Here is a 24,707-nt window from a genome sequence, read left to right on the forward strand (position 1 = left end):
GTTAAGGCTAAAATCACGGTTTTGATGTCAACTATCCCCAAGGGGGTAGTATGTCTATTACCCCTATTTAATGACTAGAGGGAAGATTGTCTCTTTGTTCCAAATCAGTTTTAACTTTATCAACGAAATTAACTCCAAGAGGCAAAATACCATCAATACAGACTAAAGCTACCATGCGTAGCAAAGCTTCTTTTTGATAGTTGTCTTTGAGGCTGGAAGCAAACTGTACTGGATTGAGAGATAAACCGTTAAGCTTACTAAAAATAATTAATTCTGCTACTAATTTAATCCTGAGATCGACGCTCTGTATCGAATCTGCTTTGGGAGTAATTTTATCTAAAAAAGGAATAAAACGAAACTTATCGCCCAGTTTATCAGCGATCGCAGCTGCTGCGATCGCCTTATCGGTATTGTCTACGGTACGATATAGCCAAATAGCAGTTTGATAACCTTGTTTTTTATCATCGTACAAAGCCACGGCGCGATCGCGAATTTTATCGATTTCTTGAGGGGAAATCACACCAGTAATGGCGGTAATTGTATTGTCGAAACCGACTAAATTTTCCCACTTACCAGGAATAAAAGTGCTGATAGTTTTGAGAACTTTAACTGTAATATTATCTGTAGGAAGACTATCGACGATTTCAATAATTGACATTTGATTGAAGAATAAGGAATAAGGAACAAAGAAGAAGTAAACTAGATTTTAGTTCGACAAAATTGCTTGTAAGCGACTGCGAAATTCTCCTTTAGGGTGTCCGCCTTTGACTTCTCCCAAGATTTTAAAATCTCCTTCAGGAGATTCACAAAGGATATAAGTAGGCCATCCCATCTCTTTTTTATCAGGATATTGTGCCATTAAAATCTGGCGATACTTACGATACGTGGCAGTATCCTGCATTTTTACATCAATAAATTCTAAATCTAGTTCCTTTGCTACCTTGGCATCATAAAAAGACATTTTATGACAGACACCGCAGTCTTCAGAAGAAAATTTAACAAGAGCTTGAGTCATAGTTGATACCTAAATTCCATCGATCGAATTGTAGAATCGATTGGCTAATTACCTCTCGATCTTCAGAGAAATTTAGCATAAATATAAGCAATTGCTTCAGAGAATATTTTCCGAAAACCTTCGCTAGAAGCCCACCAAACTTCGGGATCGTAATCTAAAGGGGGATGAGAAATTATACCGACAGATACTTCTGGTTCAAATACTTGCTTGTAAAGGAACCAAGTACGACGGCTGTGTACATCTACGGTATAGACATTGATGGCTTGAGGATTTAATTGACTGCGATCGAGCCATTGTTTAACTGCACCTGCTGAAGTTAAAGTGCGATCGCGTATCACTTGGGGAGTAAATATAGGTTGTATCTGGGCAGGATCTAAACCCAAACTTACCATAGTCGCCCAGGAAAGATGGGCAAAATCTCGATATTCCGATAAATATTCTCCTCTGCCAAAAGGTGCGCCCGCAGTGATTATTAGCTGGTAAGGATTGCGTTCAAATTCGTCGATCGCACCGATAATACCTTCATCACCGATCCATCCTTCTACAACCAAAATTTCTGCTTTTACTGGTGCAGAATATGCTAAAAAAGGTTCTAACTTGAATATAACTAACCAAAATAAAAAAGCGATCGCCAAAAAAATCCCCAACCAACCTCGAATATTTAATCCCCATCGAGGTTTATATGATATTAAGCCCCACAGTTTTATTTTTTTTCTTGGCATATTGTTCAAGCTCTATCATTTTATGATGATGCAATATTCTAAATTCTTACTTTAAGAGAAAAAAAGTAGATATAGCGATCGCCATATCCACTTATAGTTGTTATTGTTTTTTTGATTCCTCATTACTTTATTGACGGGGTTGATTGTTAGTATTTGCTTGAGATAAATCTCGTAAGAAAGGACTAACGATGTTGTTATAAATTTGGTCGACACTATTAGCCAAAGTATTAGGTTGAGTATTATTGGGTTGAGTATTATTGGGTTTAGAAGGAGTTATTGGGGTAGAAGCAGTGGTGGAAATGGTATTAGGATTAGCAGAATAGGTATTTAAACCAGATTTGCCACTTAAGTAGAGATGGTCAATTACTTCTCCTTCGTGAACTCTTTTGGTAATTTCCCAGCCAGGATTGAGAATCATCTTCATTGCACCATCGCTTAAGCCATTAGTTTTGCCGATAACGATGCTGGGCTGGGAAGGATCTTTATGAAACGCCACCAATTGTAGCTCATTGTTGTTGGGAACAATTTTAACCACGTGAGCAACTCTTTCATCTCGACCATTAAGACGGAGAGTATAACCATTGGTGTTGATAATACGACGACAGCTATTGGTATGGTCGAAATCTAGCAATAACAAATCTAATTTGACAGGAGCAGAACCAGATTCTTGCCAACATTGCTTTTTACCAGAGATTTGCTCGATTATTTCTAGTCGATGCTCTTGATAGCCAAAGGGTACTGCGACTACAGCAAAATCATTTTGACTAACCTTTTGCTCTTGAAAAGAAACTGCCTTAGCTTGAGGTGCGGTGATTATAGCAGTAGTTGCGATCGCGGATAAAGCTAAGAATAATGATTGGATGCGATTATTAGATTTCATATCAGAAAGCCTCTATATTATTTTGTTTAAGTTGTTACTTTCTGAATACGCCACAAGTCTAATGTTTATGCACCATTAATGAACGATTAATTAACTAATGCTGAGTTATTGATGAGGAGAGCGATAAAAAGGTTTTTTCACCACTGTTGCGGGATGGGTTTTGCCGCGAATTTCGATCTCTAAAGCTTGTCCTACCTTACTCAAATCCTTCGCAACATATGCCAAAGCGATCGCTTTTTCTATCGTCGGTGCTAAAGTACCGCTAGTCACCTCTCCTACTGTTTTCCCTTCATACATCACTCTATAACCATGGCGAGCAATATGTCTTCCTGACATTTCTATTCCCACCAAACGGCGTTTGATTCCCGATGCTTTTTGTGACTCTAGTGATTCGCGTCCGATAAAATCTCCTTTATCCTGGAGATGAACTACCCAACCCAAACTAGCTTCTAAAGGTGTTGTTGTCTCATCGATATCTTGTCCGTAGAGACTCATTGCTGCTTCTAGGCGGAGAGTATCTCTCGCCCCCAGCCCACAGGGAATAACCCCCGCCGATAACAAAGATTGCCATAATTCTCTTGCTGCTTCGGGAGCAAGCATGATTTCAAAGCCATCTTCTCCTGTATAGCCCGTACGAGCAATAAATGCTGGTTCTCCATTAACATCTACAGTTTGATGGCGGAAAGCTTTCATCTTACTAAGATCTTCTTTGACTAAAGTCTGAAGAACAGTTGCAGCCTGAGAACCTTGAAGGGCAATTAGAGCTTGTTCTCTAGAAATATCTTTCATTACTATAGAACTGTCTTGCAAGTGGCTTAAAATCCAATTTTTGTCTTTATCTGTAGTACCTGCATTAACAATAACGACTGCTTTTTGCTCGCTTTGTGTTGCCGAGGAAAGATAAAAAATAATATCGTCAATAATTCCTCCCTCGGCGTTGAGCAACACGGTATACATCGCTTCTCCAGGCTTGAGACGACTTAAATCCGAAGGTACTAAAGTTTGCCAGGCATCAATTAAACCTTGACCCTCAAAAGTAAATTTTCCCATGTGAGAAATATCAAACATGCCTACGTGGGATCGCACTGCTTGATGTTCTAACTTCAATCCCTGATATTGTACGGGCATTTCCCAGCCAGAAAAAGCTGTAAATCTAGCTTTTTGAGACTGAGCTAGTTCAAACAAAGGAGTGCGTAACAAATTTGACGATTGATTATCTGCCATGTCTGGTTAAAAATATCTACATTTAATTGGCTTATAACTTATAGCCTACCGCTTAAGACTAATCCCTTGGGAGTTACAAAAGAGAAATCGAATTATGGTAAGGTATTTATTCGGGTATGATTTAATAATTACGTAAAGTCTTTTGTCGAGAATTTTGCTTAGTCTGCCAAAAGTGCGATCGCCTTTTAAGTAGACCTTTTACTAATAATATTTTTAGTTAGTTCAATTCCGTAACAAAAACATTCATAAATAATTCAATCAATTTACTTGTCAACTTTTTTTTTAGACTTATTAGGAGAAAATTAAAATGGCTACTCTCAAAATTGCTGTTTATATTACTGTATTTTTCTTTATCGGCATCTTCATCTTTGGTTTCCTATCAAGCGATCCCGCTCGTAATCCTGGTCGTAGCGATTCTGAATAATACTTTTCATTCAAAATTAGATCGATATACAAATAACGAGAAGCTCTAATCACTTAAAGCTTCTTTTTTTTATCTAAAAATCATGAGTAATAATAAAAGTTTTTGGTATGTGGTTAGGCAAGAAGACGGAACTTGTGAAGTAGTCGAGTCAGACTGGGAACGAGCAAAAACCCCAGAGAAATCAGACCACAAATCTCAATGGGGTTCGTTTAACAATGAGCAAGAGGCAATTGCTAAAAAAATTGGCTTGATTCGCGGGGGAAAATGCCAACCGAAATAATTACTTTGCTGCTTGAGGTTCAGAATTTTGGTATGCTCGAACTTCTTCTGTCAGTATTTCGAGTGCTTTAGCAAATTGAGGATCTGCTTCCGTTCCCAACTTAGAGCGATCGCCACCATACAGTTCTTTTAGCTGTTCTTCATCTAATTCAACTAAAATATCGGGGGGAATGCCTTCTTTATTAATATCCGTACCGTTGGGAGTAAGATATTTAGCAATAGTTACGGCCAATCCCGAACCATCTCCTAAAGGACGAACTGACTGCACTAAACCCTTACCAAAGGTTTTTGTCCCCAACAAAGTTGCTCGTTTGTTATCTTTCAAAGCACCGGAAAGTATTTCACTAGCACTAGCCGAACCTTCGTTAACTAGTACGACCAAAGGCTTGTCAGTCAAAGCTTTGTTTTTAGCAGATTCTTTGTCGCTAATTCCTTTACGATCAACGGTAGATACAATCGTTCCTTCATCTAGCCACATCCGAGCAATATTAATACTAGAATAAAGCAAACCGCCAGGATTGGAACGCAGATCCATCACGTAGGCTACTACCCCTTCTTTTTCTTGGGCTTCGATCGCATTCTGCATATCTCTAGCAGCATATTCGTTAAAAGTAGTCAGGCGAATATAACCTATCTTCCCTAGTTCCGTGTCTCTGACTTGGGCGCGAACGGGGTGAATTTCAATTTTTTCTCGAACAATTTCATAATCGCTTTCTTTGCCATTGCGATCAATGGTGAGAGTAACTTTGCTACCTCTTTCTCCTCTAATCAATTTGACAGCATCATTTACATCCATTCCTGTAGTGTCAGTGCCGTCTATTTTGACAATCAAATCTTGAGCCAAAATCCCCACTGAAGATGCGGGAGTGTCTTCAATAGGAGAAATGACGATCAGTCTGTCTGTCTCTTCATCTTTAGCAATTTGAATACCTACTCCAGTTAATTCTCCTGAAGTGTCGATCCTCATATTCTGAAACTCTTCTGGGTTCATGAACCTTGTATAAGGATCTTCTAGCTTACCCAGCATATCGCGAATTGCTTTGTAGGCATCTTCTTGATTTTCATAAGAAGCATCTTTGACAAATTCTTGGCGAATTTTGAGCCAATCGTTGTGATTAAAACTAGTATCAACATATTGATGGTTGATAATTTGCCAAACTTCATCTACTGTTTCTTTGGGGCCACTTTGAATTAAAGCTTGACTTTGGGACAGGTGAATCCCCGCTCCAGTAACGGCTACTGTTGATAGTGCCACAGCAGTTGTTCCCAGAAGCAGTCCTTTCTTTTTCGTTACCATAAGCTTAAAAATATAATAAATGTAGCAAGAGCGATCTACAACAACAGATTCTTATAGTTAAAGTCTAATCTACCACAAATGACTTTTTTGATTGGGGATAGCTCAACGATAAGCATAAACTCGATGTCGATCAGCTTTGTTGGGATTTACTAACAACTTTTACAACTTACCTAAATCTTTAACTATTTATTAATCATACATTTTATCAATCATAAATTCTTGCTTCTAAGGCACTGGGATTGTCTTCGCAATATAGTTCAAACTCACTTTTAGGCTTTTCAACAAAATCACTTTTGTTAAGAATGTCGCTAATAGAAATAACGCCTAATAATTGACCTTTAACTACAGGAGCGCGACGAATGCGAGTATTGGCAAACAAACGAGCTACATATTCAACTCCTAAATCGGGGTTAACTGTAATGCAGGGTTTGGTCATGATTTCGTACACCCGCATTTTTTTGGGGTCGTGTCCGAATGCTGCTATCTTGTAGACAATATCGGTTTCGGTCACTATTCCATAGGGATCGCCATCGCTTCTACGCTCTACAATCAAAGCTCGCAAACCTTGATCCTTCATAATTTTCACGGCTTCTGCGACCGTTGAAGAGCCGCTAATGGTAACAACATCTTTGGTCATTATTTCTTGAGCTTGCATCATCTTGATATCTTCTTCAATTACAATTTCGTTAGATTAAACACGATCGAAACTAGTCTTCATAAATCCGACATTCTCTAGCATCGGGATTTTCAGCGCAATATGCTTCTAAAGAACTAGGTTTTTTTTCAGACTGACGTTTATCCGCAGCAGCGGCCTGTAATTCTTCTACTTCATCCCAAGCAGCAGCACATTCAGGGGAGGTTGCACCCTTCGCAGCGCAGACAGCACGAGCCTCCTCTCTGGCTACATCTAATCTGTCTTCAATATATAACTGCTTGGGTTTTTCGACGAAATCGCCTTTTTTGAGGATGTCACTGACAGAGATAATTCCCTGTAATTTGCCTTCAATCACGGGAGCGCGACGAATGCGAGTATTGGCAAACAAACGAGCTACATATTCAACTCCTAAATCGGGATTGACTGTGATGCAGGGTTTGGTCATGATTTCGTATACCCGCATTTTTTTGGGGTCGTGTCCGAATGCTGCTATTTTGTAGACAATATCGGTTTCGGTCACGATTCCATAGGGATCGCTATCGCTACGGCGGTCTACAACCAAAGCTCGCAAACCTTTGTCTTTCATTATTTTTACGGCTTCTGCTACCGTTGCCGAACCACTAATTGTAATTACATTAGGGGTCATAATATCTTTGGCTAACAGCATTTATTGGAATCTCCTGAAAATTTAGATAAAATTGGCTAACTAAGGTTAAATTTGACTATATGCTCTATTTCTATGCGGATCGCCTTATAGACCAAGAAATTGCCGATCCGACTCTAGGGGAAATCGAAGGATGGTCGTCGATTGGTTGTTTTCTGGCAATGACTGATGTGGTAGAAGAGTGAGCGTCAAGTACTTTGCCACTCACAGAACAGGTAACTAATAAATAGTCACAACTAGGGCATTCTGTTGCCATAGTTTCGTCGATCGCACCCTCGCTTTTTGGTTCGACTCTCCTTTTGAGGTGGCTACGTATTGCCAAGTGTCCGCAATCAGGGCATCGGACAGTATAAGTTCGATTCATAACTGGATTTTTTCGACAAATTTATCGATCTAAAGAAATAGAGACAATTGCTACAATTCTGACAGTATCTCTAATAGGCTGACAAACTTTAAAGTCTGATTTGAGTTTCCAAAATATTGCTGTAGATTTCGTAAGGTTGCGAACCAAAAAGATTTTCGATCACTTCTCCATCTCTAAATACCATTACAGCGGGAATGCTCCTAATGCCATACTTTTTGGCGGAGTCGCGATTTTCATCGATATCCACTTTGACTACCGTAGAGCGATCGCCGTATTCTGTAGCTAGGCGATCCATTAGGGGCGCGACTACTTTACAAGGACCACACCAAGTTGCCGTATAGTCTACTAAGACTAGTTTGTTATTAGCGATTAATTCTTCTAATTGCTCGGAGTTAATAAAGTTTGCTTTGGTCGTAGAAGTCATAAAATTATCCTTTTCTTAAATAGTTTTGGTAGAGGTCTTTGTTATTGTTTTTAATTATTCGCTTAGTAGAGTTCGTCTTCTTGATGAGTCATAATTTTGCAGTCAGAAGTGGGATATGCAACGCAAGTTAAAACAAATCCTTGTTCTAATTGTTCGTCATCAAGAAATGCTTGATCTGATTGATCTACAGTTCCTTCAAGAATTTTTCCCGCACAACTGGAACAAGAACCTGAACGACAAGAAACAGGTAACTCCAGGTCGTTATCTTCGGCAGCATCGAAAATATATTGGTCGTCTGCCACTTCAATAGTTTGATTTAATCCCTCTGCTTCGTTAACTAAAGTTACTTTGTAAGTTGTCATAATTTTGATTTTGTTAATTATTGGAAGATAAAACTTTTATTGATAGACTTACGAATACGAGATTCTTTATTTTTCATTCAGTTGTTTTATGAGCGCGGAAAAATCCAACGCCGAAAATGCAATTTGGCATAAATTAGAACGAGGGAGAAAAGCCAAAGCCGCCCTAGGAGGCTATGCTGGTTACGGTTCTCCTGCTTTCGGTCAAAAGGCAGTAGATGGAGAACTAGTTACCAATTCTCAAGAACAGGAAATTATTGAATTAATTCGTCGCCATCATAAATCTGGTAAATCTCTTCAACAGATTGCTGATTGGTTAAACGGCAATGGTTATAAAACCAAGCGAGGTCAACAATGGCGTAGAATATCCATTAAGCGCGTTTTAGACCGTCTTTATGGCAAAACCGACCACACTAGTGACATCCCTCAATCCCCCTCGAACGGAACAACCTAAAGTAAGTTGCATGGCTCTTGTTTGTTGGCTCTTGGCTCTCGATTCGTAACATCCGTAATCATGATAACCTTAAACTAGTCAAGATTTAGGTATGACAGTGAATAAAAGTTATTTTTTGTTACATCTGTCGAATAGTTTTGGGAGATATAGCGATCGTTATCTGCTGGAAGTCTCAGTAGATCTTAAAAAAAATTTAATTAAAGCCAAATCTGTTTAATTGAGAGGGTTGAATCAAATAATTTCAAAGATCGCTTTATGGAATCTAATAACCACCTTGATTTTGCTTCTCCAGACTTAGAAACAGCGATAGATCGAGAACCTTTAATCGTTACTCCAGATATTTCTTTGGTACAGGCGATCGCTCTTATGGGTCGAGCGGTTGGAGTTAGTTGTGGGATGGGAGACAAAAGTGCAGAATTAGATTTTTCTCACTCTCAAAAAAGTCGTTCTGGATGCGTCTTAGTCATGGAAGAGTCTAAGCTATTAGGCATTTTGACAGAGCGAGATATCGTTAAGTTGACCGCCCGAGAATTAAGTTTTGAAGATGTAACAGTGGCAGAAGTAATGACTCGCCCAGTAGTTATTCTTTCAAAGAGTAACTTTAAAGATATATTTGCAGCTTTGTTTTTGTTCCGACGCTATCGCATTCGCCATTTGCCCCTCGTTGACGAGTCAAATTGCCTACTGGGAGTAATTTCTCCAGGAACGATCCGCCAAGCAATGCGACCAGCAAATTTGCTCAAATTAAGGCGGGTAGCTGATGTAATGAGTAAAAATGTCATCCACGCACCTATCAATGCCACAGTACTGGATATCGCGCGGTTAATGACAGAAAATAGAGTTAGTTGTATTGTGATTGTGGAAGTAGACGAAGCCGAAAATATTCTGATTCCCGTAGGAATTATTACCGAAAGAGATATTTTACAGTTTAAGTTTTTGCAAGCCAGATTAGATAACTTGGAAGCAGGACAAGTAATGAGTACACCTTTGTTTTTACTCAGCCCTGAAGATTCTTTATTAATGGCAAATCAAGAAATGCAGCGTCGTAAAGTAAGACGTTTGGTTGTTTCTTGGAATTGGGGACAAGGTTTGGGAATTGTAACTCAAACTAGTATTTTGCGGATTTTCGATCCGATGGAAATGTATGGTGTCATCGAAACTTTGCAAAGTACGGTGCAACAGTTAGAAAGAGAAAAAGCGGAATTATTGGCTTTGGTCGAGCAAAAAGAAATTGAAAGATAGACTCAGGATAATTTAAGTAACCGTTAATTCAAAATGAGCTATTTTAGATCCTTAACTAGATAGTAACCGATTAATTTAAGACTAGATTAAGACTAGATCAAATTTATCCTTAAGCATTATGTTTTATCAACTGTTGAAAAGTATCGAAGGAATATGGCACAGCTATATGTATTGGCTAATCTCGATCTTAGTTGCGATCGCAATCATCTTCACCAATGTTAGCCCCTTAAATTCTCAGACAATATCTGCTAATGAATCTAATAACGAACCCGAAGCAGAATTAGTAGATTTAGCAGAATTTTCCGATACTCTCGACAAATTAGAAACCAAATGGGAAGCAGATTACGAACAGTATTTTGACCGCAATTTTTCTCATAGTTCGAGATCGGCAAAAAAAATTGCTCGGCAATTAACGGACGTTAAAGAAAGATCTAAAATCAATCCTGCGGTAATTTGGGCGATACCTAATGATGATTTTTTACAGTTAATGTTGGTTACTCCCAACAATCAATTTGTCGTTAAACAAGTGCGAGGTGCTACTCGCAAAAGATTAACCCAAAGGATTAGGGATTTAGAAGCGGGAATTGGCGATCGCAATTCTCTTAAATATCTGCCTCCTGCAAGATTGATTTATAACTGGCTGTTTAAACCGTTAGATCCTTATTTAGCAGCAGAAGGGATCGATACAGTATTACTTTGTACTGGGACTACTTTGCGATCTTTACCCTTTTCTGCACTACACGACGGAGAAAAGTTTGTGGTTGAAAAATATAACATCGCTCGTATACCTGCATTTAGTTTGACCGATACTAGTTATCAACCCCGAACCGATAAAAAAGTTTTAGCCACAGGTGCGTCAGAGTTTGACGATCTGCCATCCTTACCAGGAGTAGAGATCGAGTTGGATACTATTGTGCCAAAATTATGGTCGGGAGAAAAAATACTCAATCAAGATTTTACCGTTGCCAATCTTAAACAAGCCCATCAGTCAGGAAGTTTTGATATTATTCATATCGCCTCCCACTCATTGTTTGATTCAGGATCCCCCGAAAATTCTTATATTCAATTTGACGATCGTAAGTTAAGCTTAGACCAACTTACTAATTTAGAATTAGATTTACCCCAAGTAGATCTGTTGGTTTTGAGTGCTTGTGAAACTGCTTTGGGTAATAAAGATGCAGAATTTGGTTTTGCGGGGTTAGCCATGCAATCAGGAGTTAAATCAGCCTTGGCTAGCCTCTGGACGATTAGCGACGCGGGAACGGTTGTTTTGATGAGTGAATTCTATCAGGAATTGAGATCGACTCCCATCAAAGCAGAAGCTTTGAGAAAAGCTCAATTGAGTATGTTGCAGCAAAAGGTATATGTCGAAGGGACTAAAGTTCGAGGTTCGGCAATAGAAGTCGATTTACCCTCAAATACCGCCAGGGCAGAATTACAAAACTTTAACCACCCTTTTTATTGGGCGGGATTTACGATTATCGGCAATCCTTGGTAATTACATCATAACCAAGAAAAATATAAACAAATATTACAAAATTCTCATTTATACATAAAAACTTACCTGGAACAGGAAGTAAGACTTAGACCAGTATCAGAATTTTTCCTCTAGATATTACGGTCAATTTTGTCGAGGAGCAGGATGCAAGCAAAATGAATATATCTTCTAGATTTATACGGGACTTGGCTGAACTAGAATATATTTAATTGCTTAAAACAATACTGCTCTTCTTTAATTCAAAAAAAATCCCCAATAGATTAAAATCCTATTGGAGAATGATGGAATTTAATTACCCAAAATCGCTTTGGAGAGTATTTAAGCAGTTTTGACCAAACCACTGTGTCTTAACAATGGTTCTGTATTTGGTTCTCTACCTCGAAAAGACTTAAATACTTCCATCGGGTGCAAACTACCACCAAGAGATAGTACGGTATCTTTAAATTTCTTACCGACAGATTTAACTGCGTCTTCGTCTTCCAATCCGACTTCCTCAAAAGCAGCAAAAGCATCCGCACTCAAAACTTCTGCCCACTTATAGCTATAGTATCCTGCTGCATATCCTCCAGCAAAAATATGTCCGAAAGCACACAAGAAATTGTCTTCAGGAATAGGAGGAATCACCGTAGTAGTCTCTGCCAAACGATTGCGAACATCGTTAGGAGTTTCGTCTCCTCCTGGCTCATAATTAGAATGGAGTTCCATATCTAACATACCAAAGTGTAACTGGCGCAGCATAGCTGATCCACTCATATAGTTTTTGGCAGCTACTAATTTTTGATAGTATTCTTCAGGGAGAGTTTCGCCAGTTTCGTAGTGTTTTGCCATGCCGAAAAGAGTAGGGCGATCGTAACACCAGTTTTCCATAAATTGACTTGGTAATTCTACCGCATCCCATTCCACGTTGTTAATGCCCGATGCACCAACATAGTCAATAGTAGTCAACATATGTTGTAAGCCGTGACCGAATTCGTGGAAAAGAGTAGTTACTTCGTTAAATGTCATCAAGCTAGGCTTATCGTCTACGGGGGGAGTTTGGTTACAGGTTAGATAAGCTACAGGCAAACGAGTTTCGGTTTTACCATCAAGGTTTATTTTAGCGCGACCAATACAGTCGTTCATCCACGCACCTCCCCGTTTTTCAGCAGGGCGAGAATAAGGATCGAGGTAGAAAAAAGCGATCGCATTTCCAGTTTCGTCGGCTATCTTAAAGTAACGTACATCCTCATGCCATATTGGTGCTTCGCCATCAGCAGCAGTAATAGTGACATCGAAGATGCGGTTAGCCAAACCGAATAAACCGTCTAATACTTTAGGTAAAGAGAAGTAAGGACGTAATTCCTCTTCATTAAAGTCAAATTTTGCTTCCCGTTGCTTTTCTGCCCAATAACTAGTATCCCAATTTTTCAGATCACTTTGCCCTGCAAAGGATTTTAACTCTTCAAACTCTTGGACTGCTGCATCGTAACTAGCTACGCGCAAATCTTCCTGTAGATTCTGCACTGCATCCACATCCGTCGCCATTTTCTTCGCGAGACTTAATTCGGCAAAGTTAGCAAAACCAAGAATATTAGCTGTTTCCTTTCTCAATGCCAAAATGCGATCGATATTACCGCGATTATCAAATTCGCCATCAGAAGCGCGAGAAACAAAGGCTTTGTATAGCTTCTCTCTTAATTCCCTGTTAGTTGCATACTTCATGTAGGGAACATAACTAGGATAATCCAAAGTAACTACCCAAGGACCATTCTCAGGTGTAGCATCTTCATTGCCTTCAGCTTTGGCAGTTTGAGCCATCAAACCTAAAGCAGAGGGAGGTAAACCTTCTACGTCTTTTTTGTCGGTAAGCTTTAGTTTAAATGCTTTTGTGGCATCTAAAACATTATTAGAAAACTTCGTCGACAATTCCCCAGACTCCAATTGGATCTGATTAAATCTCTCTTTAGTTTCCCCTTCTAAGCCAACCCCAGACAGTTCAAAATCTTTGATAGAAGATTCGACAATCCGTTTTTGAGATGTTTCTAATTTATCCCACTCTGCACCATCTTTAATTCCTTTAAAGGCTTCGTATAAAGGCTTGCTTTGACTTAGCTTAGTATAAAACTTGATAACCTCTGGCTGCATTTTCTCATAAGCTTCACGCAACTGAGAACTGTTTTTAACTCCCATCAAATGTCCCACAATCCCCCAACTCCAGCCCAAACGCTCTTCAATAGCTGTCAAGGGTTCAACTAAACCAGACCAAGTAGAAGTTACATTTTTCTCTAGTTTCGTAACTTCCTCTGATAACTCTTTTAATAGTTGCGTCATTGCAGGAACAACTTGTTCCGCCTCGATTTCGTTAAAGGGTGGCAATCCCTTGCCAATTAATAAACAATTTTTGGTAATAGCTGCGTCTGTCATGTAAATAGATGTCTGGGGATTATATTTATATTTATTTACATTAACGCTTTGAGTAGTTGCATGACAGTAGCAATCAGGTTGGGATTACCGAAATTTTAGTCTGAACTAGAGTTCTCTTCTACAGATTTTTTTCGGGGTAATTTCGTTCCCATTTCCGTTGCTGCGGAGAAAATCAAGTAGAGAATCAAAAAACCCACTCCTGCTAAAAAAGGAATTAAATCGTTATCCATAATTACTTGTTGTTTATAATTAGTACTGCAACTTTAACTTACTAACTTTCTTAGAATTTAAGAACATCAAAGGTCGCAACACTAGCTTAAAGAGAATAAATATAGACTGTAATTCATTGGGGGTATTTCTTTTTTGCCATCTACCAGGAACACAATAGAGCATTTCCACTAATTCTCGATGTTGTTCGAGGTTAAGCTGGTTAAACTTGATGGTTACAATTAGATAATCATTTTCAAGATAACTACGAGTTACTTTTCCTGAAACAATCAGTACTTCAGGTAAAAGTTCGACAAATACATCTGTGGATAAATCTGCCGATCGCTCTAAAATGATTTCGACTCCTTCTTCTGAGATTTTTTGGGTTACACTTTGGTAGGTAGAGCGATCGCTATATACATCAATCTCTTTTTTAATTGTGAACCATTCGTAAAAGCTAGGCTTGGGCAAGTCTAATAAAGTTATCATTGCCACACTAATGGTTAGTAAGTTGTAGCTACTCCAATACAATCCTAAATTAAAACTAGTAGAAGGAGGATTGAGCAAACTAACGCTAAAACTAACCATAGTTGCGCCAAATAGGATTGTCATGGGTAAAGCCAATGACCAATTGTAGTTGAATTTATCTCTAGATAAACCTTTGGGAGTTACTTTAAATCCTTTGCCAAAAGGACTAAACATAACTTTGAATACCGTCACAAATACGGGGATAGCTTGAATTAAGGAATAGACATCTGATAATAATACAGAACGAGATCGCTTGTTCAACCAACTAAACATAGTAAGCTGCATCATGTAATAGGGTAAAAAGATGTATACCATTTCAGACGAGCTACTTAATACGGGATTCAACTGACCAAAAATACAAATTACAGGAACAATTAAAAAGAAGACGCGGGGAATACAGGTAAACCAGTGGAAAATTCCTTCTAGATGTCCCAATCTTTGCCATAGATTTAAACCAGGAATGGTTAAAGGATTGGATTTAATAAAGAAAGCTTGCAGAGTACCCCTTACCCAGCGCAATCTTTGTTCGATATGGGCGCCAATACTCTCGGCGGCTAAACCCGCACTGAGTTTTTCATCGAGATAGACCAATTCATAACCTCTGGCGGATAATTGAATTCCCGTGAAGTAGTCTTCACTAACTGACTGCGTGGCAAAGTAACCAATTTCTCTTAAGGCATTACGTCTAGCGACAAAAGATGTCCCCGCACAAACCACACTACCCGTACCGTCTTTTATCGGTTGGAGATGGCGATAGAATACTTCTTCTTCAGAGGTTAAGACTTCTTGCAAACCCAGGTTATGCGCTATGGGATCGGAATTGTAAAAGCTTTGGGGTGTTTGAACCAAGGCTATTTTGTCTTTCTGGAAAAACCCCACCGTACGCTCTAAAAAGTTGGTGGTAGGAACAAAATCTGCATCAAAAACCACTACCAACTCCCCACTGGTTTTCTTGAGGGCGTTGTTCAAATTTCCTGCTTTAGCACCAAAATTATCAGATCTAGTAATGTAGTGACAGCCTAATTCTTGAGCTAATTGCTTGACACTTTGTCTTCTGGTGTCATCTAAAATATATACTTGCTTGTTGTCGTAATTTATCGCCTGACAACCAATTATAGTTCGCTTGAGAATAAAATCAGGTTCGTTATAGGTAGGAATTAAGATATCTACTGATGGATTGTAAGAATTCTCCTTGACAGCTACACTATATTTTTCTGCTTCGCGATCGCGATTTTTTACTGTCAGCAATAACAGCAACTGCAACGCACCACCACCCATTGCTAACAATTCCATCAAGAAAAGCATTAAGCTAAATATACCTTCTACTGGAGTTGCTAAATTTAGTGAAGAAAGGGATCTCCAGAAAAAATAGCGCAGGAATAATGCAAACAATGTCATTGCTACCAAACGACGCGACCAAGTAGTAGGCTCTGGTGACAACTTCATCACAACTTGTGCCAAGACAAGTAAAATTACTGTCGGTGCCAGCAAATAATATTTATTACTTACTTCGGGCGGCATCAACCAGCTAGGAGGGTTTGCTTGAATTAAATGTAGCTGAATAAATAGTTCTGTAACGTGACTATTACCCAACAGCCAGGAAACAGCGATCGCGCCCAAAAAACCTAATACGGACAAAATCCCTAGGGTTGCAAAATGTAAGGAAAATCTGGTTGAAGACTTTCGCTTGACATAAATCCCTCTGTTTGACTCTGAGACTGGCTTGATAGTTTGCATTATATATATAGGAGTGATGATACCTATCTAAGTAGAGCCAGCTTAACAAAACATATGTAAATTTCTCGTTAACATACATTTTATTCGTCTTGAACTGTGATAAAAACAGCAAAAAAAAGAGCTTTTAGACTAAATTACGGCTTGAGTTCGATTGCGTGAAATTGCTGAGACATAAAAGTGAAGCTAATAACTTAAACCACAGTCTATCTTGAGAATAAGTTTGTTATAAGCTCAAATAGATATTATTAACAAGAAAGGATTTTTTAAGTATATTTTGAAAATGAAAATCTTTAGGCATAGAGGCAATCAATTGCTATATTAATAGTCATTAGTCTATTCAGAGAGTATTAAAAATCTATCATTTTTCAGGGTTGAATAACTTTAAAGCAAGTTAATTAAGCTTAAAATATTCTACGAACAAGATATTAATTCATTGAAAAATGCGATCAAATATTGTACTCAAAAAATTAATATTCAAGCTTTTTGCTCCAGTAAAATACTCTAATGTACTTGACATAGATTAAAATCAGTATCTTGTCAGATAGCTAGCTTGAGAAAATAGTTATGACTAAATGTTATTCAAGTTATTCAAAAATTAGTTTATTGCTTATTGAGCGACCAATCATAGTCTAAATACTTGACTTGATAGTCATTATTTTGGAGAAATTGAAGATCTTGAGGAGCTAATTGACTGCTGAAATAATTCAAAACGGCTCTTTGCTGTTCGTTTCCCTGAAATCCTGCATTAATACCATAGGTTTCGATGAAATCTTTGCCATACCACTTAAAGATAGAAGATAAATAAACTCGATTGTCTTGGCGATCCAAGCTAAAACCATGAATGCTTTGGGCAAATTTAGCTGTTTGCTCATCTAGTTGAGCCTCAAGTTTTTCTGAGACGTATGGCTCGTTGCGCAAAGGAGGACAACTCATCGCAGCACAAACTAATGCTACATGAATTCTCGGTTCGTTAAAGTCTTGGCGCAGAGTATCGTGTTCTATATTGTCGAGAGTTCTTTCCTCTCCAAGCAAATTAAACTTACGCCTATTCCAGACTCCACGAATATCTCTGATACTGTCTTTGAGAGGATCTTGATCGATTATAGATTGGAGAGTAAAAGCATTATAAGCATTAGTCAAAAAAGCAATTTGCTCTGCTTGATTCCAAGATGTATAGGTTTCGGGCGGGACCTTTCCAAGAGATTGATTAAAACGATCTAGCTGTTCTCTATTTGCCTGTAAGCCAACATAGTCAACTAATCCGCGGTCGTCTACGTAAGTTTGCAAGACTGCTTGATAGTCTTGGTAATCAAAGGCTCGATTAGCTGCAATTTCTGTTCGAGCAATATTTGAAGAATTTTTCCCAGTTAATATCTCGGAGGAATTAGCGAGATTAGCCGATCTGGCGATCGCTATTATTCCTAAAATTCTGGCAAATAAAATAGTTTTGTTCATGATGCCCATCAAAAGTAGGTTGAATATATCTGAATATAATCGAACTTATCCATCAGTAAATTAATTTCAGATTAAAACCTGGGGATTTCCCTATTTGCCACAACCCGATAAACTTAAACTTGTTTATCGCTCTTTATGAGTATTACATTTCAACCAATAGAAATTGATATCAGACCCTTGATGTAACAGTTTTTTAGCAAAGCACTTTACTCAAACACTATAAGATAAATCATGACAGCAACAAGTACTAGTTTTCCCATCGATCTTGACGCCTATAAACCTCTAGCTCTAGATCCTAGCAATTCTACTTTGACAAACCAACAAAGAGAAGACCTCAAAGCCAATATTCAACTTTGTCGCGAAGCGATCGTTTTCTTTACTGCTACTGGTGCAGCCAGAGGTGTTGGGGGACATACTGGAGGACCTTTTGATACTGTACCCGAGGTAATGATTCTCGATGCTTTTTTCCGTGGCGCACCCGATAAATTTGTGTCTATCTTCTTTGATGAAGCAGGTCATCGCGTTGCAACTCAATATTTAATGGCAGTGTTGCATGGCGATTTACCTAAAGAGAATTTACTTAACTATCGCGCAGCCAATTCCAAATTACCAGGACACCCTGAATTGGGTCTAACTCCAGGGGTCAAATTTAGTTCTGGTCGATTGGGTCATATGTGGCCTTATATTAATGGTATAGCTTTAGCAAATCCAGATAAGGTAGTAGTCTGTTTGGGTTCGGATGGTTCGCAACAAGAAGGTAATGATGCCGAGGCTGCCCGTCTTGCAGTGGCACAAAATCTGAATGTAAAACTATTTATTGACGATAATGACGTGACGATCGCAGGTCATCCTTCTGACTATTTACCAGGTTATACTGTTGAAAAAACTCTGGCTGGTCATGGTTTAGAAGTTAATGAGGGAGACGGCGAGGATATTGATGCTCTCTACACCCGCATGTGTGCAGCAGTAACTAGTGATGGCCCAGTTGCGTTAATTAATAAACGTCCAATGTGTCCTGGTATCGAAGGAATCGAGGGTTCTACTCACGGACATGATGTAATTGCTGTAGATAAAGCGATCGCATATTTAGAAAAGCATGGTCAAGGTGCTGCAGCAGATTTCCTTAAAAACATCAAAAAACCCAGCAACGACTATCAATTCTTGGGTGTGAGCGACAAACTTGGTTCTAATCGTAATGTCTTTGGCGAGGCGGTAGTATCTGTACTTGGTGAAATGAGTGACAGCGATCGCAAAGAGAAAGTAATCTTTATTGATAGTGACTTAGAAGGTTCGTGTGGTTTCAAACAAATCCACGATGCTTATCCTGAAGTCTTTATTCCTTCGGGAATTATGGAACGAGGAAACCTTTCGGCTGCTGCGGGTTTTGGTATGGAAGAAGGCAAGCAGGGCGTGTTTGCTACTTTTAGTGCTTTCTTAGAAATGTGTGTTTCTGAGATTACTATGGCACGTTTGAATAAGTCCAACTTGTTGTGTCATTTCTCCCACGCTGGTATTGATGATATGGCAGATAATACCTGTCACTTTGGTATTAATAATATGTATGCAGATAACGGACTAGAAGATGGTTATGAAACCCGTCTCTATTTCCCTGCTGATGCCAATCAAATGAGTGCTTGCGTTAAAAAAGTATTTCATAACCCAGGAATGCGCTTTATCTTCTCCACTCGTTCCAAAGTTCCCATGATTTTAGATGATGGAGGTAAGGAATTCTTCGGCGGTGACTATACCTTTACCCCAGGCAAAGATGAAGTGATTCGCGAAGGTGATGCGGGTTATATTGTCAGCTTTGGCGATGCTTTATATCGTTCTTTGGATGCGGTAGAACGTCTGAAAGAAGAGGGGATTAATGTAGGTTTGATCAATAAATCTACTCTTAATGTAGTTGACGAAGAGACGATCGCCAAAATTGGGAAAGCACCCTTTGTTTTAGTTGTTGAATCTTTCAATCGTCGTACTGGTTTAGGTAGTCGTTTTGGTTCTTGGTTACTAGAACGTGGTTTAACTCCCAAGTATGCCTATTTGGGCGTTCACGAAGAAGGTTGTGGCGGACTTTGGGAACAGTTTCCCTATCAAGGATTAGATCCAGAAGGCATTATGAGTCATGTTAAAGGCTTGATGTAATTTGATCGAGGGCGAATACTTATTCGTCCTCGTTTTGTAACTATTTAATTAGGCAAACTATTGACAATATTTATCTAATAAAGACACAGCTAATTCATAACTATTGGTTTGAGTTTGTACAACATAGGCTTCTCTTTCTATTTGTTGACTGTAAGTATTTACATATCTTTTAAAAAAAGGCTGGGCTTGTTTGATAGGTTCGATATCTAGTTCTAGTACTTGCAAATTACCCTTTCCTTGGCAAAATTGTGCTGCGTGAATAGTTTCGTGAATTAATACAGGCTGGCTAATTCCTAATTCAAATACAATGGGATTAATCCAAATCGATTTATTGGAAGCATTTAATAAACCATAGGGCTTTCTGACTCTTCTCCGTTGAAAATCTTGTCGTTGCGGGGTTAATTGATAGTCTGGTGGAATAGCAATATTCACTACAAATCCATAGCCTTCTAGTTTATGTTTCAGTTCCCTAAAATTGGGAGATATTGCGTAGGGAGAAAAAGCGTTGCTAAAGTTTCCTTCATTATAGAAATTGTCGACAGTGCGATCGCTTTTAGTCGACTGACTTACTAATAATATAGAACTTAATAATAAAGACTTTAACATGGAAAAATATTTGCAATAATTAGCAAACAATATATTTTTCTAGATTATAAATCTATAACTTATGCTGAAAAATTAATTTCCCACATCCTCAGTAGAATTAAAGGGAAAATTACCAGATTGAACTTGAGAAAATAATAAATAGCCAGAAATAACTAAAGCAATAAGAGTAAAAATACTACTGGCAATTGTCCAGGTACGCATTTTTTTAAATTGTTTATCGACATCACCAAAAGAAGCTCTAATAGGATTAACAACACTCATCAATTCATGACGATTTTTTGATTCATATTCTTCCATAGAAGGACGCATTTCATCTCGTTGTACAGCCCATTCTTGCAAAGCTGCTCGTTGACGCAACCAATCTTCTAAAGCATCGGATAATTTTTCATCCAAATCTTGTTTAAGAAGATTTATTTGCTGATTAAACTGTAATGTCAAATTACGATTTGCTTGATTGAATTGACTGTTAACACTGATTAACTCTTTACGAACTGATTCCCAACTAGATTGATTTTTATATTCTAATTCGTTGATTTTTTTTACTTGTTTGGCATATAATTTATCTTCGATTTCACGAATGCGCTGTTCGTATTTCTGTTCGAGATCGTCAGAAAAATTACTATTTGCGATCACATTTTCATGTTCGGCAAGGCGATCAATAAATTTTTGTTGATAGGTTTCAATTAACTCTTCCAATTGATTTTGGAAAAATCCTAAAGATTTGTTATTTCCACTCGAATCTAGTAAATTTACGTCATTGTAGACAGAACGAATTTTGAGTACCAATTCTTCTGCGGTAGTATTTTTGAGTAAGTAACCTTTTGCTCCCGCCCGTAATGATTTACCTAAATAAGCATCATCATCGTGACCGCTTAAAAAAATCACTTTTACTTGGGGAAAGCGTTGGCAAATGATTTTAGTTGCATTCAAGCCATTCATCTGTGGCATATCAATATCCATCAAGACAATATCAGGTTGAAGCTTCTCAACCTGATCGATCGCTTCTTCTCCATTGTGAGCTACTCCTACAACTTGAAGATCTTGTTCGATATCAAGCCAGGTTTTTAGAACTTCGCATAAAAGGGCTTGGTCGTCTACTAATAAAATATTAATCATTTAATATACCTAAAATAATAGAATCAATACGTCTATATAATCGACGATTTCAAATTATCTTAATAGATAACTAGCCAAAAAAATAATCATACATAAACTCTTCAAAGGATTGTAAAGCAGCATTTGCCCTGAAAATAAAGGTTATTGGGCTTATAGATAAAATGTTACGAAAAATCCCAATTTTCCATTGCGATCGAGTCACAAGATCTTATATAAATCCAGTCAATTAGAGCGATTTGTTGTTCAATATTAATCAGTGTAATTAGATCGGCGATCGCTTATTACATAGTTTATCGATAACATCGGTAATTTCCTGATTAGGCTTTTTTTCTACTTAGTTTTACCGCTTAAATTAAGCGAATATTTGATCCGAGATTCTATGGTGAAATAAAATTGGTATGATTAACGTCTGTTTAATCACTAATTCTTCATCTTTTAAAATGTCTGGTAGCGAATTAAAAGCCGATCTGTGGATCAATGAATATATTACTTCTTGGGATATCTATACTCATGGAGTAACTAAAGTCCTAGCATATCAACAAACCCCTTATCAAGAGATGTATATCGTTGAAACGGGAGCTTTTGGCAAAGGATTGGTGTTAGATGGGAAATGGCAGTCTTGTACTGTTGATGAATTTATTTATCACGAAGCTTTAGTACATCCTGCTTTAATCGCTCATCAAAATCCCCAGAGAGTTTTAGTGCTTGGTGGTGGAGAAGGGGCAACTATTCGCGAGATATTGCGCTGGAATACTGTCGAAAAAGTGATGATGATTGATATTGATGGACAAGTAGTAGAGGCTTGCAAGCAACACCTCCCTGAAATGCACCAAAATGCTTTTGAAGATCCTCGTGTAGAATTGGTCATTGCCGACGCGCTAAAAGTTTTAGACACTACGGAAGAGACTTGGGATATTATTATCTCCGATCTTAGCGATCCTATAGAGTCGGGGCCATCTTTTCCCCTGTTTACCAAAGAATACTTTACCAAATTGAAGCGGGTACTCAACCCTGGAGGCTATGTAATGGTACAAGCAGGGCCTATATCTCCCCCAGAAGTCGGGGATCATGCTCGTTTGGTTAGCACCCTTAAAGCAGTGTTTGACGAAGTTACGTCTCTATCTGCGCCAACCCCTTCTTACGGACGCTCTTGGGGATTCGCTCTTTGCTCTGATGTCGCAATTAATACGAAGCCACAACCAGAATTAGTCGATAAATTGCTGTCCGATAAAACTAAAGGAGGATATCGTTTTATCGATGGAATAACACTATTAGGAATTCTCCAAACTCCATTATATATCCGTAAAGCGATCGCCGAAGAAACTACTGTTTATACTCTTAAAGAGCCGCCCAAGTTTTTTGGTACGGGGGCAATGAGTTGAAAATAAGGAATGAAGGAGCTAAAAATCATTCATTTATTATTTGTAAATGAATGACTATTAAATCGTTAAATTATCGACTTACTAACTTACACTCCTGCGCCAGTTTTTGGTTCTGCGCCAGCATTGACTACCGCATCTCTTAATAGAGTAATTTGCTGCTCGAATTCCATTGATTCAATTTGAGATAACAGCTGAGTTACATTGCCTGTAGGTTCGTAATCGTCGGGTACGGGGATGATTGTTCCTGCTTCCATTCCCTGTGCCAAACGATACCAGAAGTATAGTTTAGTATTTTCGCTCAAAGAGCCATATTCGCGAGAGATGATGGTATCTTTGCCTTCAATAATGCTGCGCTGTACTTCAATTTGTTTTTCAAAAGACAATTCTTTCACCTGATTGAATAGTCCTCCTGCAATTTCGTCTGCTGCTGCCCCTGGTGCTGCGGGAGTTACAGAAGTACCCATCTTAGTATAAACATACCAAAGTAGAGCTAATTTTTCGTCTGTCGATAAGCTACTGTAGCTGTTTAGTATTACGCTGACATTGGAATCTGATGCTGTTGCACCCATATTGTTTATACTCCTAATTCAAGAATTTTAAGATTTCTGTGAGCTTTTGATTGTAAAAGCCGTAATATCTATACACTATGAATTTATGAGTTTTTAAATAACCGCACAAAGATAGATAAATGCTTGTATTCAACTATAACTAAGGACAGACGATCAATAATCAGAGAAAAGAATTTAACTTTGGAACCTTTTTAATCCTAATAACTCTTGAGGTGATGCTATTAATTTAATTCTGGCGATCGCAATTTGTCGATCTGGATTTAACTGAAAATGCCAGACTACATTTACTTGAAACAGAGACGTTTTAACTTTACCTGTTACCTCAATCCGTTCTACCTCCCCTTCTATTTCTTTGATACCTTTTTGGGGAAATAATTGCATTACCGCTGCTTCTTTAGTTAAATAAGATGCGATCGCATTTCTGCCCGCAATTGGTTTTTCAAAAGGTGCGTGCAGTTCTCCTTCTTCTGCAAATAGACTTGCAGTCTGTTCAAATTCTGCTTGATTTATAGTCGTAAAATAATTGAAAATCGTCGACTCTTCTACTCCTTCGATAGTAATAGGCTGATCGATCTCGGTATAGGTCATTTAATTAATATAGATATAGTTTACCTACCATTAAAAATACGCTAAATTATAATGCGATCGCTTCTATCAAAAGATTTATACTGTCGAGGGTGAGGGATTTTTGTTGTATTTAATTTAGATTAGTTTCAATTCATATTTGCGATCTTGATAACTAACACAAAGATCGCAAAATCTCGACTACATAATATTAGCGATCGCCTGTTCTAAAACAGTTTGTTCTAAAGTAGTTAAAATAAAAACCTCTTGGACGGTTTTGCCTTGACGAGCAATAACCTTATAACCACCGCGAATAGGAACAGAAACTTTGAGTTTGATTTTAGGTATATGGCTTCTGGTTTTTTTAATTCTGCCTGGAGTAATGGTAGTAATTCCTTCACACTTAACCAATTTTTCTAAGATGGGAATCAAACCATCAAGATGAGTTGAATGATTCCAGACTAACCGACCATCAGAAGCCATAACTTACTTTGTTT

27 protein-coding genes are annotated in these 24,707 nt (G+C 38.2%); 7 read left to right on the top strand and 20 right to left on the bottom strand.

What is annotated here, in order from left to right; all coding sequences use genetic code 11:
* Positions 1–67: 67 nt before the first annotated feature.
* From I4641_RS04685 to gcvT, 5 genes are all read right to left on the bottom strand, one after another.
* Complete coding sequence (locus I4641_RS04685; protein WP_229639309.1) at positions 68–658, bottom strand: hypothetical protein; 591 nt, start codon at positions 656–658, stop codon at positions 68–70.
* A 48-nt stretch (positions 659–706) separates the two neighbouring features.
* On the bottom strand, positions 707–1,015 hold the full coding sequence (locus I4641_RS04690; protein ID WP_229639310.1) for a YbbN family protein: 309 nt from the start codon (positions 1,013–1,015) through the stop codon (positions 707–709).
* A 62-nt stretch (positions 1,016–1,077) separates the two neighbouring features.
* Complete coding sequence (locus I4641_RS04695) at positions 1,078–1,737, bottom strand: YdcF family protein (RefSeq protein ID WP_229639311.1); 660 nt, start codon at positions 1,735–1,737, stop codon at positions 1,078–1,080.
* A 127-nt stretch (positions 1,738–1,864) separates the two neighbouring features.
* Complete coding sequence (locus I4641_RS04700; RefSeq protein WP_229639312.1) at positions 1,865–2,617, bottom strand: DUF3747 domain-containing protein; 753 nt, start codon at positions 2,615–2,617, stop codon at positions 1,865–1,867.
* Positions 2,618–2,722: 105 nt separating this feature from the next.
* Positions 2,723–3,841 carry a glycine cleavage system aminomethyltransferase GcvT gene (gene gcvT / locus I4641_RS04705; RefSeq protein WP_229639313.1) on the bottom strand — a complete coding sequence of 373 codons (1,119 nt, stop codon included), beginning with the start codon at positions 3,839–3,841 and terminating at the stop codon, positions 2,723–2,725.
* 307 nt (positions 3,842–4,148) lie between these two features.
* On the opposite strand from gcvT, the gene I4641_RS04710 reads away from it, so the two are divergent.
* Both I4641_RS04710 and I4641_RS04715 read left to right on the top strand, forming a co-directional pair.
* Positions 4,149–4,265, top strand: coding sequence for a photosystem II reaction center protein I (locus I4641_RS04710; RefSeq protein ID WP_229639314.1), 117 nt, complete (start codon positions 4,149–4,151; stop codon positions 4,263–4,265).
* A gap of 82 nt (positions 4,266–4,347) precedes the next feature.
* Positions 4,348–4,545 carry a hypothetical protein gene (locus I4641_RS04715; protein ID WP_229639315.1) on the top strand — a complete coding sequence of 66 codons (198 nt, stop codon included), beginning with the start codon at positions 4,348–4,350 and terminating at the stop codon, positions 4,543–4,545.
* On the opposite strand, the gene ctpC is transcribed toward I4641_RS04715, so the two are convergent.
* From ctpC to I4641_RS04745, 6 genes are all read right to left on the bottom strand, one after another.
* The gene (ctpC, locus tag I4641_RS04720; RefSeq protein ID WP_229639316.1) at positions 4,546–5,841 is read right to left on the bottom strand and encodes a carboxyl-terminal processing protease CtpC; all 1,296 of its coding nucleotides are present in this window, start codon (positions 5,839–5,841) and stop codon (positions 4,546–4,548) included. It lies immediately after the preceding gene.
* A 205-nt stretch (positions 5,842–6,046) separates the two neighbouring features.
* Positions 6,047–6,499 carry a CBS domain-containing protein gene (locus tag I4641_RS04725; protein ID WP_229639317.1) on the bottom strand — a complete coding sequence of 151 codons (453 nt, stop codon included), beginning with the start codon at positions 6,497–6,499 and terminating at the stop codon, positions 6,047–6,049.
* A 49-nt stretch (positions 6,500–6,548) separates the two neighbouring features.
* Positions 6,549–7,163, bottom strand: a complete 615-nt coding sequence (locus I4641_RS04730) for a CBS domain-containing protein (RefSeq protein ID WP_229639318.1) — start codon at positions 7,161–7,163, stop codon at positions 6,549–6,551.
* 70 nt (positions 7,164–7,233) lie between these two features.
* Entirely contained in the window at positions 7,234–7,524 is a 291-nt protein-coding gene (locus I4641_RS04735) for a hypothetical protein (RefSeq protein WP_229639319.1), read from the bottom strand.
* A gap of 88 nt (positions 7,525–7,612) precedes the next feature.
* Positions 7,613–7,948: a thioredoxin gene (trxA, locus tag I4641_RS04740; protein ID WP_229639320.1), complete on the bottom strand. Its 336-nt coding sequence runs from the start codon at positions 7,946–7,948 to the stop codon at positions 7,613–7,615.
* Positions 7,949–8,010: 62 nt separating this feature from the next.
* Entirely contained in the window at positions 8,011–8,310 is a 300-nt protein-coding gene (locus I4641_RS04745) for a 2Fe-2S iron-sulfur cluster-binding protein (protein ID WP_229639321.1), read from the bottom strand.
* Positions 8,311–8,398: 88 nt separating this feature from the next.
* Here I4641_RS04745 and I4641_RS04750 point away from each other — a divergent pair, with 88 nt between their 5' ends.
* From I4641_RS04750 to I4641_RS04760, 3 genes are all read left to right on the top strand, one after another.
* The gene (locus I4641_RS04750) at positions 8,399–8,761 is read left to right on the top strand and encodes a recombinase family protein (RefSeq protein ID WP_229639322.1); all 363 of its coding nucleotides are present in this window, start codon (positions 8,399–8,401) and stop codon (positions 8,759–8,761) included.
* Between the two features lie 255 nt (positions 8,762–9,016).
* Positions 9,017–10,003 carry a CBS domain-containing protein gene (locus I4641_RS04755; protein WP_229639323.1) on the top strand — a complete coding sequence of 329 codons (987 nt, stop codon included), beginning with the start codon at positions 9,017–9,019 and terminating at the stop codon, positions 10,001–10,003.
* A 118-nt stretch (positions 10,004–10,121) separates the two neighbouring features.
* Positions 10,122–11,501 carry a CHAT domain-containing protein gene (locus tag I4641_RS04760; protein WP_229639324.1) on the top strand — a complete coding sequence of 460 codons (1,380 nt, stop codon included), beginning with the start codon at positions 10,122–10,124 and terminating at the stop codon, positions 11,499–11,501.
* A gap of 318 nt (positions 11,502–11,819) precedes the next feature.
* Here I4641_RS04760 and I4641_RS04765 read toward each other — a convergent pair whose 3' ends face one another.
* The 4 genes from I4641_RS04765 to I4641_RS04775 form a co-directional block, all read right to left on the bottom strand.
* Positions 11,820–13,904, bottom strand: a complete 2,085-nt coding sequence (locus tag I4641_RS04765) for a M3 family metallopeptidase (protein WP_229639325.1) — start codon at positions 13,902–13,904, stop codon at positions 11,820–11,822.
* Positions 13,905–13,999: 95 nt separating this feature from the next.
* Entirely contained in the window at positions 14,000–14,134 is a 135-nt protein-coding gene (locus tag I4641_RS23760; protein WP_263858141.1) for a hypothetical protein, read from the bottom strand.
* Positions 14,135–14,153: 19 nt separating this feature from the next.
* A complete protein-coding gene (locus I4641_RS04770; RefSeq protein WP_229639326.1) occupies positions 14,154–16,277 on the bottom strand; it encodes a glycosyltransferase in 2,124 nt (707 codons plus the stop codon).
* A 699-nt stretch (positions 16,278–16,976) separates the two neighbouring features.
* A complete protein-coding gene (locus tag I4641_RS04775) occupies positions 16,977–17,831 on the bottom strand; it encodes a DUF547 domain-containing protein (RefSeq protein WP_229639327.1) in 855 nt (284 codons plus the stop codon).
* Positions 17,832–18,062: 231 nt separating this feature from the next.
* On the opposite strand from I4641_RS04775, the gene I4641_RS04780 reads away from it, so the two are divergent.
* Positions 18,063–19,973 carry a thiamine pyrophosphate-binding protein gene (locus I4641_RS04780; protein WP_229639328.1) on the top strand — a complete coding sequence of 637 codons (1,911 nt, stop codon included), beginning with the start codon at positions 18,063–18,065 and terminating at the stop codon, positions 19,971–19,973.
* Positions 19,974–20,030: 57 nt separating this feature from the next.
* Here I4641_RS04780 and I4641_RS04785 read toward each other — a convergent pair whose 3' ends face one another.
* Positions 20,031–20,579, bottom strand: coding sequence for a hypothetical protein (locus I4641_RS04785; protein ID WP_229639329.1), 549 nt, complete (start codon positions 20,577–20,579; stop codon positions 20,031–20,033).
* A gap of 72 nt (positions 20,580–20,651) precedes the next feature.
* A complete protein-coding gene (locus I4641_RS04790) occupies positions 20,652–21,695 on the bottom strand; it encodes a response regulator (RefSeq protein WP_229639330.1) in 1,044 nt (347 codons plus the stop codon).
* Positions 21,696–22,135: 440 nt separating this feature from the next.
* Between I4641_RS04790 and I4641_RS04795 the strand changes: the two genes are divergently transcribed.
* A complete protein-coding gene (locus tag I4641_RS04795) occupies positions 22,136–23,077 on the top strand; it encodes a spermine/spermidine synthase domain-containing protein (protein WP_229639331.1) in 942 nt (313 codons plus the stop codon).
* Positions 23,078–23,163: 86 nt separating this feature from the next.
* Here the strand turns inward: I4641_RS04795 and I4641_RS04800 are convergent, their stop codons facing one another.
* The 3 genes from I4641_RS04800 to I4641_RS04810 all read right to left on the bottom strand — a co-directional run bounded on the left by I4641_RS04800 (position 23,164) and on the right by I4641_RS04810 (position 24,693).
* Complete coding sequence (locus I4641_RS04800) at positions 23,164–23,646, bottom strand: orange carotenoid protein N-terminal domain-containing protein (RefSeq protein ID WP_229639332.1); 483 nt, start codon at positions 23,644–23,646, stop codon at positions 23,164–23,166.
* A 174-nt stretch (positions 23,647–23,820) separates the two neighbouring features.
* Positions 23,821–24,234, bottom strand: a complete 414-nt coding sequence (locus I4641_RS04805; RefSeq protein ID WP_229639333.1) for a nuclear transport factor 2 family protein — start codon at positions 24,232–24,234, stop codon at positions 23,821–23,823.
* A 177-nt stretch (positions 24,235–24,411) separates the two neighbouring features.
* Positions 24,412–24,693, bottom strand: coding sequence for a DUF2103 domain-containing protein (locus tag I4641_RS04810; protein WP_229639334.1), 282 nt, complete (start codon positions 24,691–24,693; stop codon positions 24,412–24,414).
* Positions 24,694–24,707: the final 14 nt, after the last annotated feature.

This window comes from Waterburya agarophytonicola KI4 (genome assembly GCF_020640915.1).
In the GTDB taxonomy this organism is placed as follows: domain Bacteria; phylum Cyanobacteriota; class Cyanobacteriia; order Cyanobacteriales; family Xenococcaceae; genus Waterburya; species Waterburya agarophytonicola.

What these genes read in the sequence shown, in the direction of transcription:
- I4641_RS04685 (WP_229639309.1), bottom strand. Translation starts at nt 658, where the DNA reads ATGTCAATTATTGAAATCGTCGATAGTCTTCCTACAGATAATATTACA.
- I4641_RS04690 (WP_229639310.1), bottom strand. Translation starts at nt 1,015, where the DNA reads ATGACTCAAGCTCTTGTTAAATTTTCTTCTGAAGACTGCGGTGTCTGT.
- I4641_RS04695 (WP_229639311.1), bottom strand. Translation starts at nt 1,737, where the DNA reads ATGCCAAGAAAAAAAATAAAACTGTGGGGCTTAATATCATATAAACCT.
- I4641_RS04700 (WP_229639312.1), bottom strand. Translation starts at nt 2,617, where the DNA reads ATGAAATCTAATAATCGCATCCAATCATTATTCTTAGCTTTATCCGCG.
- gcvT (WP_229639313.1), bottom strand. Translation starts at nt 3,841, where the DNA reads ATGGCAGATAATCAATCGTCAAATTTGTTACGCACTCCTTTGTTTGAA.
- I4641_RS04710 (WP_229639314.1), top strand. Translation starts at nt 4,149, where the DNA reads ATGGCTACTCTCAAAATTGCTGTTTATATTACTGTATTTTTCTTTATC.
- I4641_RS04715 (WP_229639315.1), top strand. Translation starts at nt 4,348, where the DNA reads ATGAGTAATAATAAAAGTTTTTGGTATGTGGTTAGGCAAGAAGACGGA.
- ctpC (WP_229639316.1), bottom strand. Translation starts at nt 5,841, where the DNA reads ATGGTAACGAAAAAGAAAGGACTGCTTCTGGGAACAACTGCTGTGGCA.
- I4641_RS04725 (WP_229639317.1), bottom strand. Translation starts at nt 6,499, where the DNA reads ATGATGCAAGCTCAAGAAATAATGACCAAAGATGTTGTTACCATTAGC.
- I4641_RS04730 (WP_229639318.1), bottom strand. Translation starts at nt 7,163, where the DNA reads ATGCTGTTAGCCAAAGATATTATGACCCCTAATGTAATTACAATTAGT.
- I4641_RS04735 (WP_229639319.1), bottom strand. Translation starts at nt 7,524, where the DNA reads ATGAATCGAACTTATACTGTCCGATGCCCTGATTGCGGACACTTGGCA.
- trxA (WP_229639320.1), bottom strand. Translation starts at nt 7,948, where the DNA reads ATGACTTCTACGACCAAAGCAAACTTTATTAACTCCGAGCAATTAGAA.
- I4641_RS04745 (WP_229639321.1), bottom strand. Translation starts at nt 8,310, where the DNA reads ATGACAACTTACAAAGTAACTTTAGTTAACGAAGCAGAGGGATTAAAT.
- I4641_RS04750 (WP_229639322.1), top strand. Translation starts at nt 8,399, where the DNA reads ATGAGCGCGGAAAAATCCAACGCCGAAAATGCAATTTGGCATAAATTA.
- I4641_RS04755 (WP_229639323.1), top strand. Translation starts at nt 9,017, where the DNA reads ATGGAATCTAATAACCACCTTGATTTTGCTTCTCCAGACTTAGAAACA.
- I4641_RS04760 (WP_229639324.1), top strand. Translation starts at nt 10,122, where the DNA reads ATGTTTTATCAACTGTTGAAAAGTATCGAAGGAATATGGCACAGCTAT.
- I4641_RS04765 (WP_229639325.1), bottom strand. Translation starts at nt 13,904, where the DNA reads ATGACAGACGCAGCTATTACCAAAAATTGTTTATTAATTGGCAAGGGA.
- I4641_RS23760 (WP_263858141.1), bottom strand. Translation starts at nt 14,134, where the DNA reads ATGGATAACGATTTAATTCCTTTTTTAGCAGGAGTGGGTTTTTTGATT.
- I4641_RS04775 (WP_229639327.1), bottom strand. Translation starts at nt 17,831, where the DNA reads ATGAACAAAACTATTTTATTTGCCAGAATTTTAGGAATAATAGCGATC.
- I4641_RS04780 (WP_229639328.1), top strand. Translation starts at nt 18,063, where the DNA reads ATGACAGCAACAAGTACTAGTTTTCCCATCGATCTTGACGCCTATAAA.
- I4641_RS04785 (WP_229639329.1), bottom strand. Translation starts at nt 20,579, where the DNA reads ATGTTAAAGTCTTTATTATTAAGTTCTATATTATTAGTAAGTCAGTCG.
- I4641_RS04790 (WP_229639330.1), bottom strand. Translation starts at nt 21,695, where the DNA reads ATGATTAATATTTTATTAGTAGACGACCAAGCCCTTTTATGCGAAGTT.
- I4641_RS04795 (WP_229639331.1), top strand. Translation starts at nt 22,136, where the DNA reads ATGTCTGGTAGCGAATTAAAAGCCGATCTGTGGATCAATGAATATATT.
- I4641_RS04800 (WP_229639332.1), bottom strand. Translation starts at nt 23,646, where the DNA reads ATGGGTGCAACAGCATCAGATTCCAATGTCAGCGTAATACTAAACAGC.
- I4641_RS04805 (WP_229639333.1), bottom strand. Translation starts at nt 24,234, where the DNA reads ATGACCTATACCGAGATCGATCAGCCTATTACTATCGAAGGAGTAGAA.
- I4641_RS04810 (WP_229639334.1), bottom strand. Translation starts at nt 24,693, where the DNA reads ATGGCTTCTGATGGTCGGTTAGTCTGGAATCATTCAACTCATCTTGAT.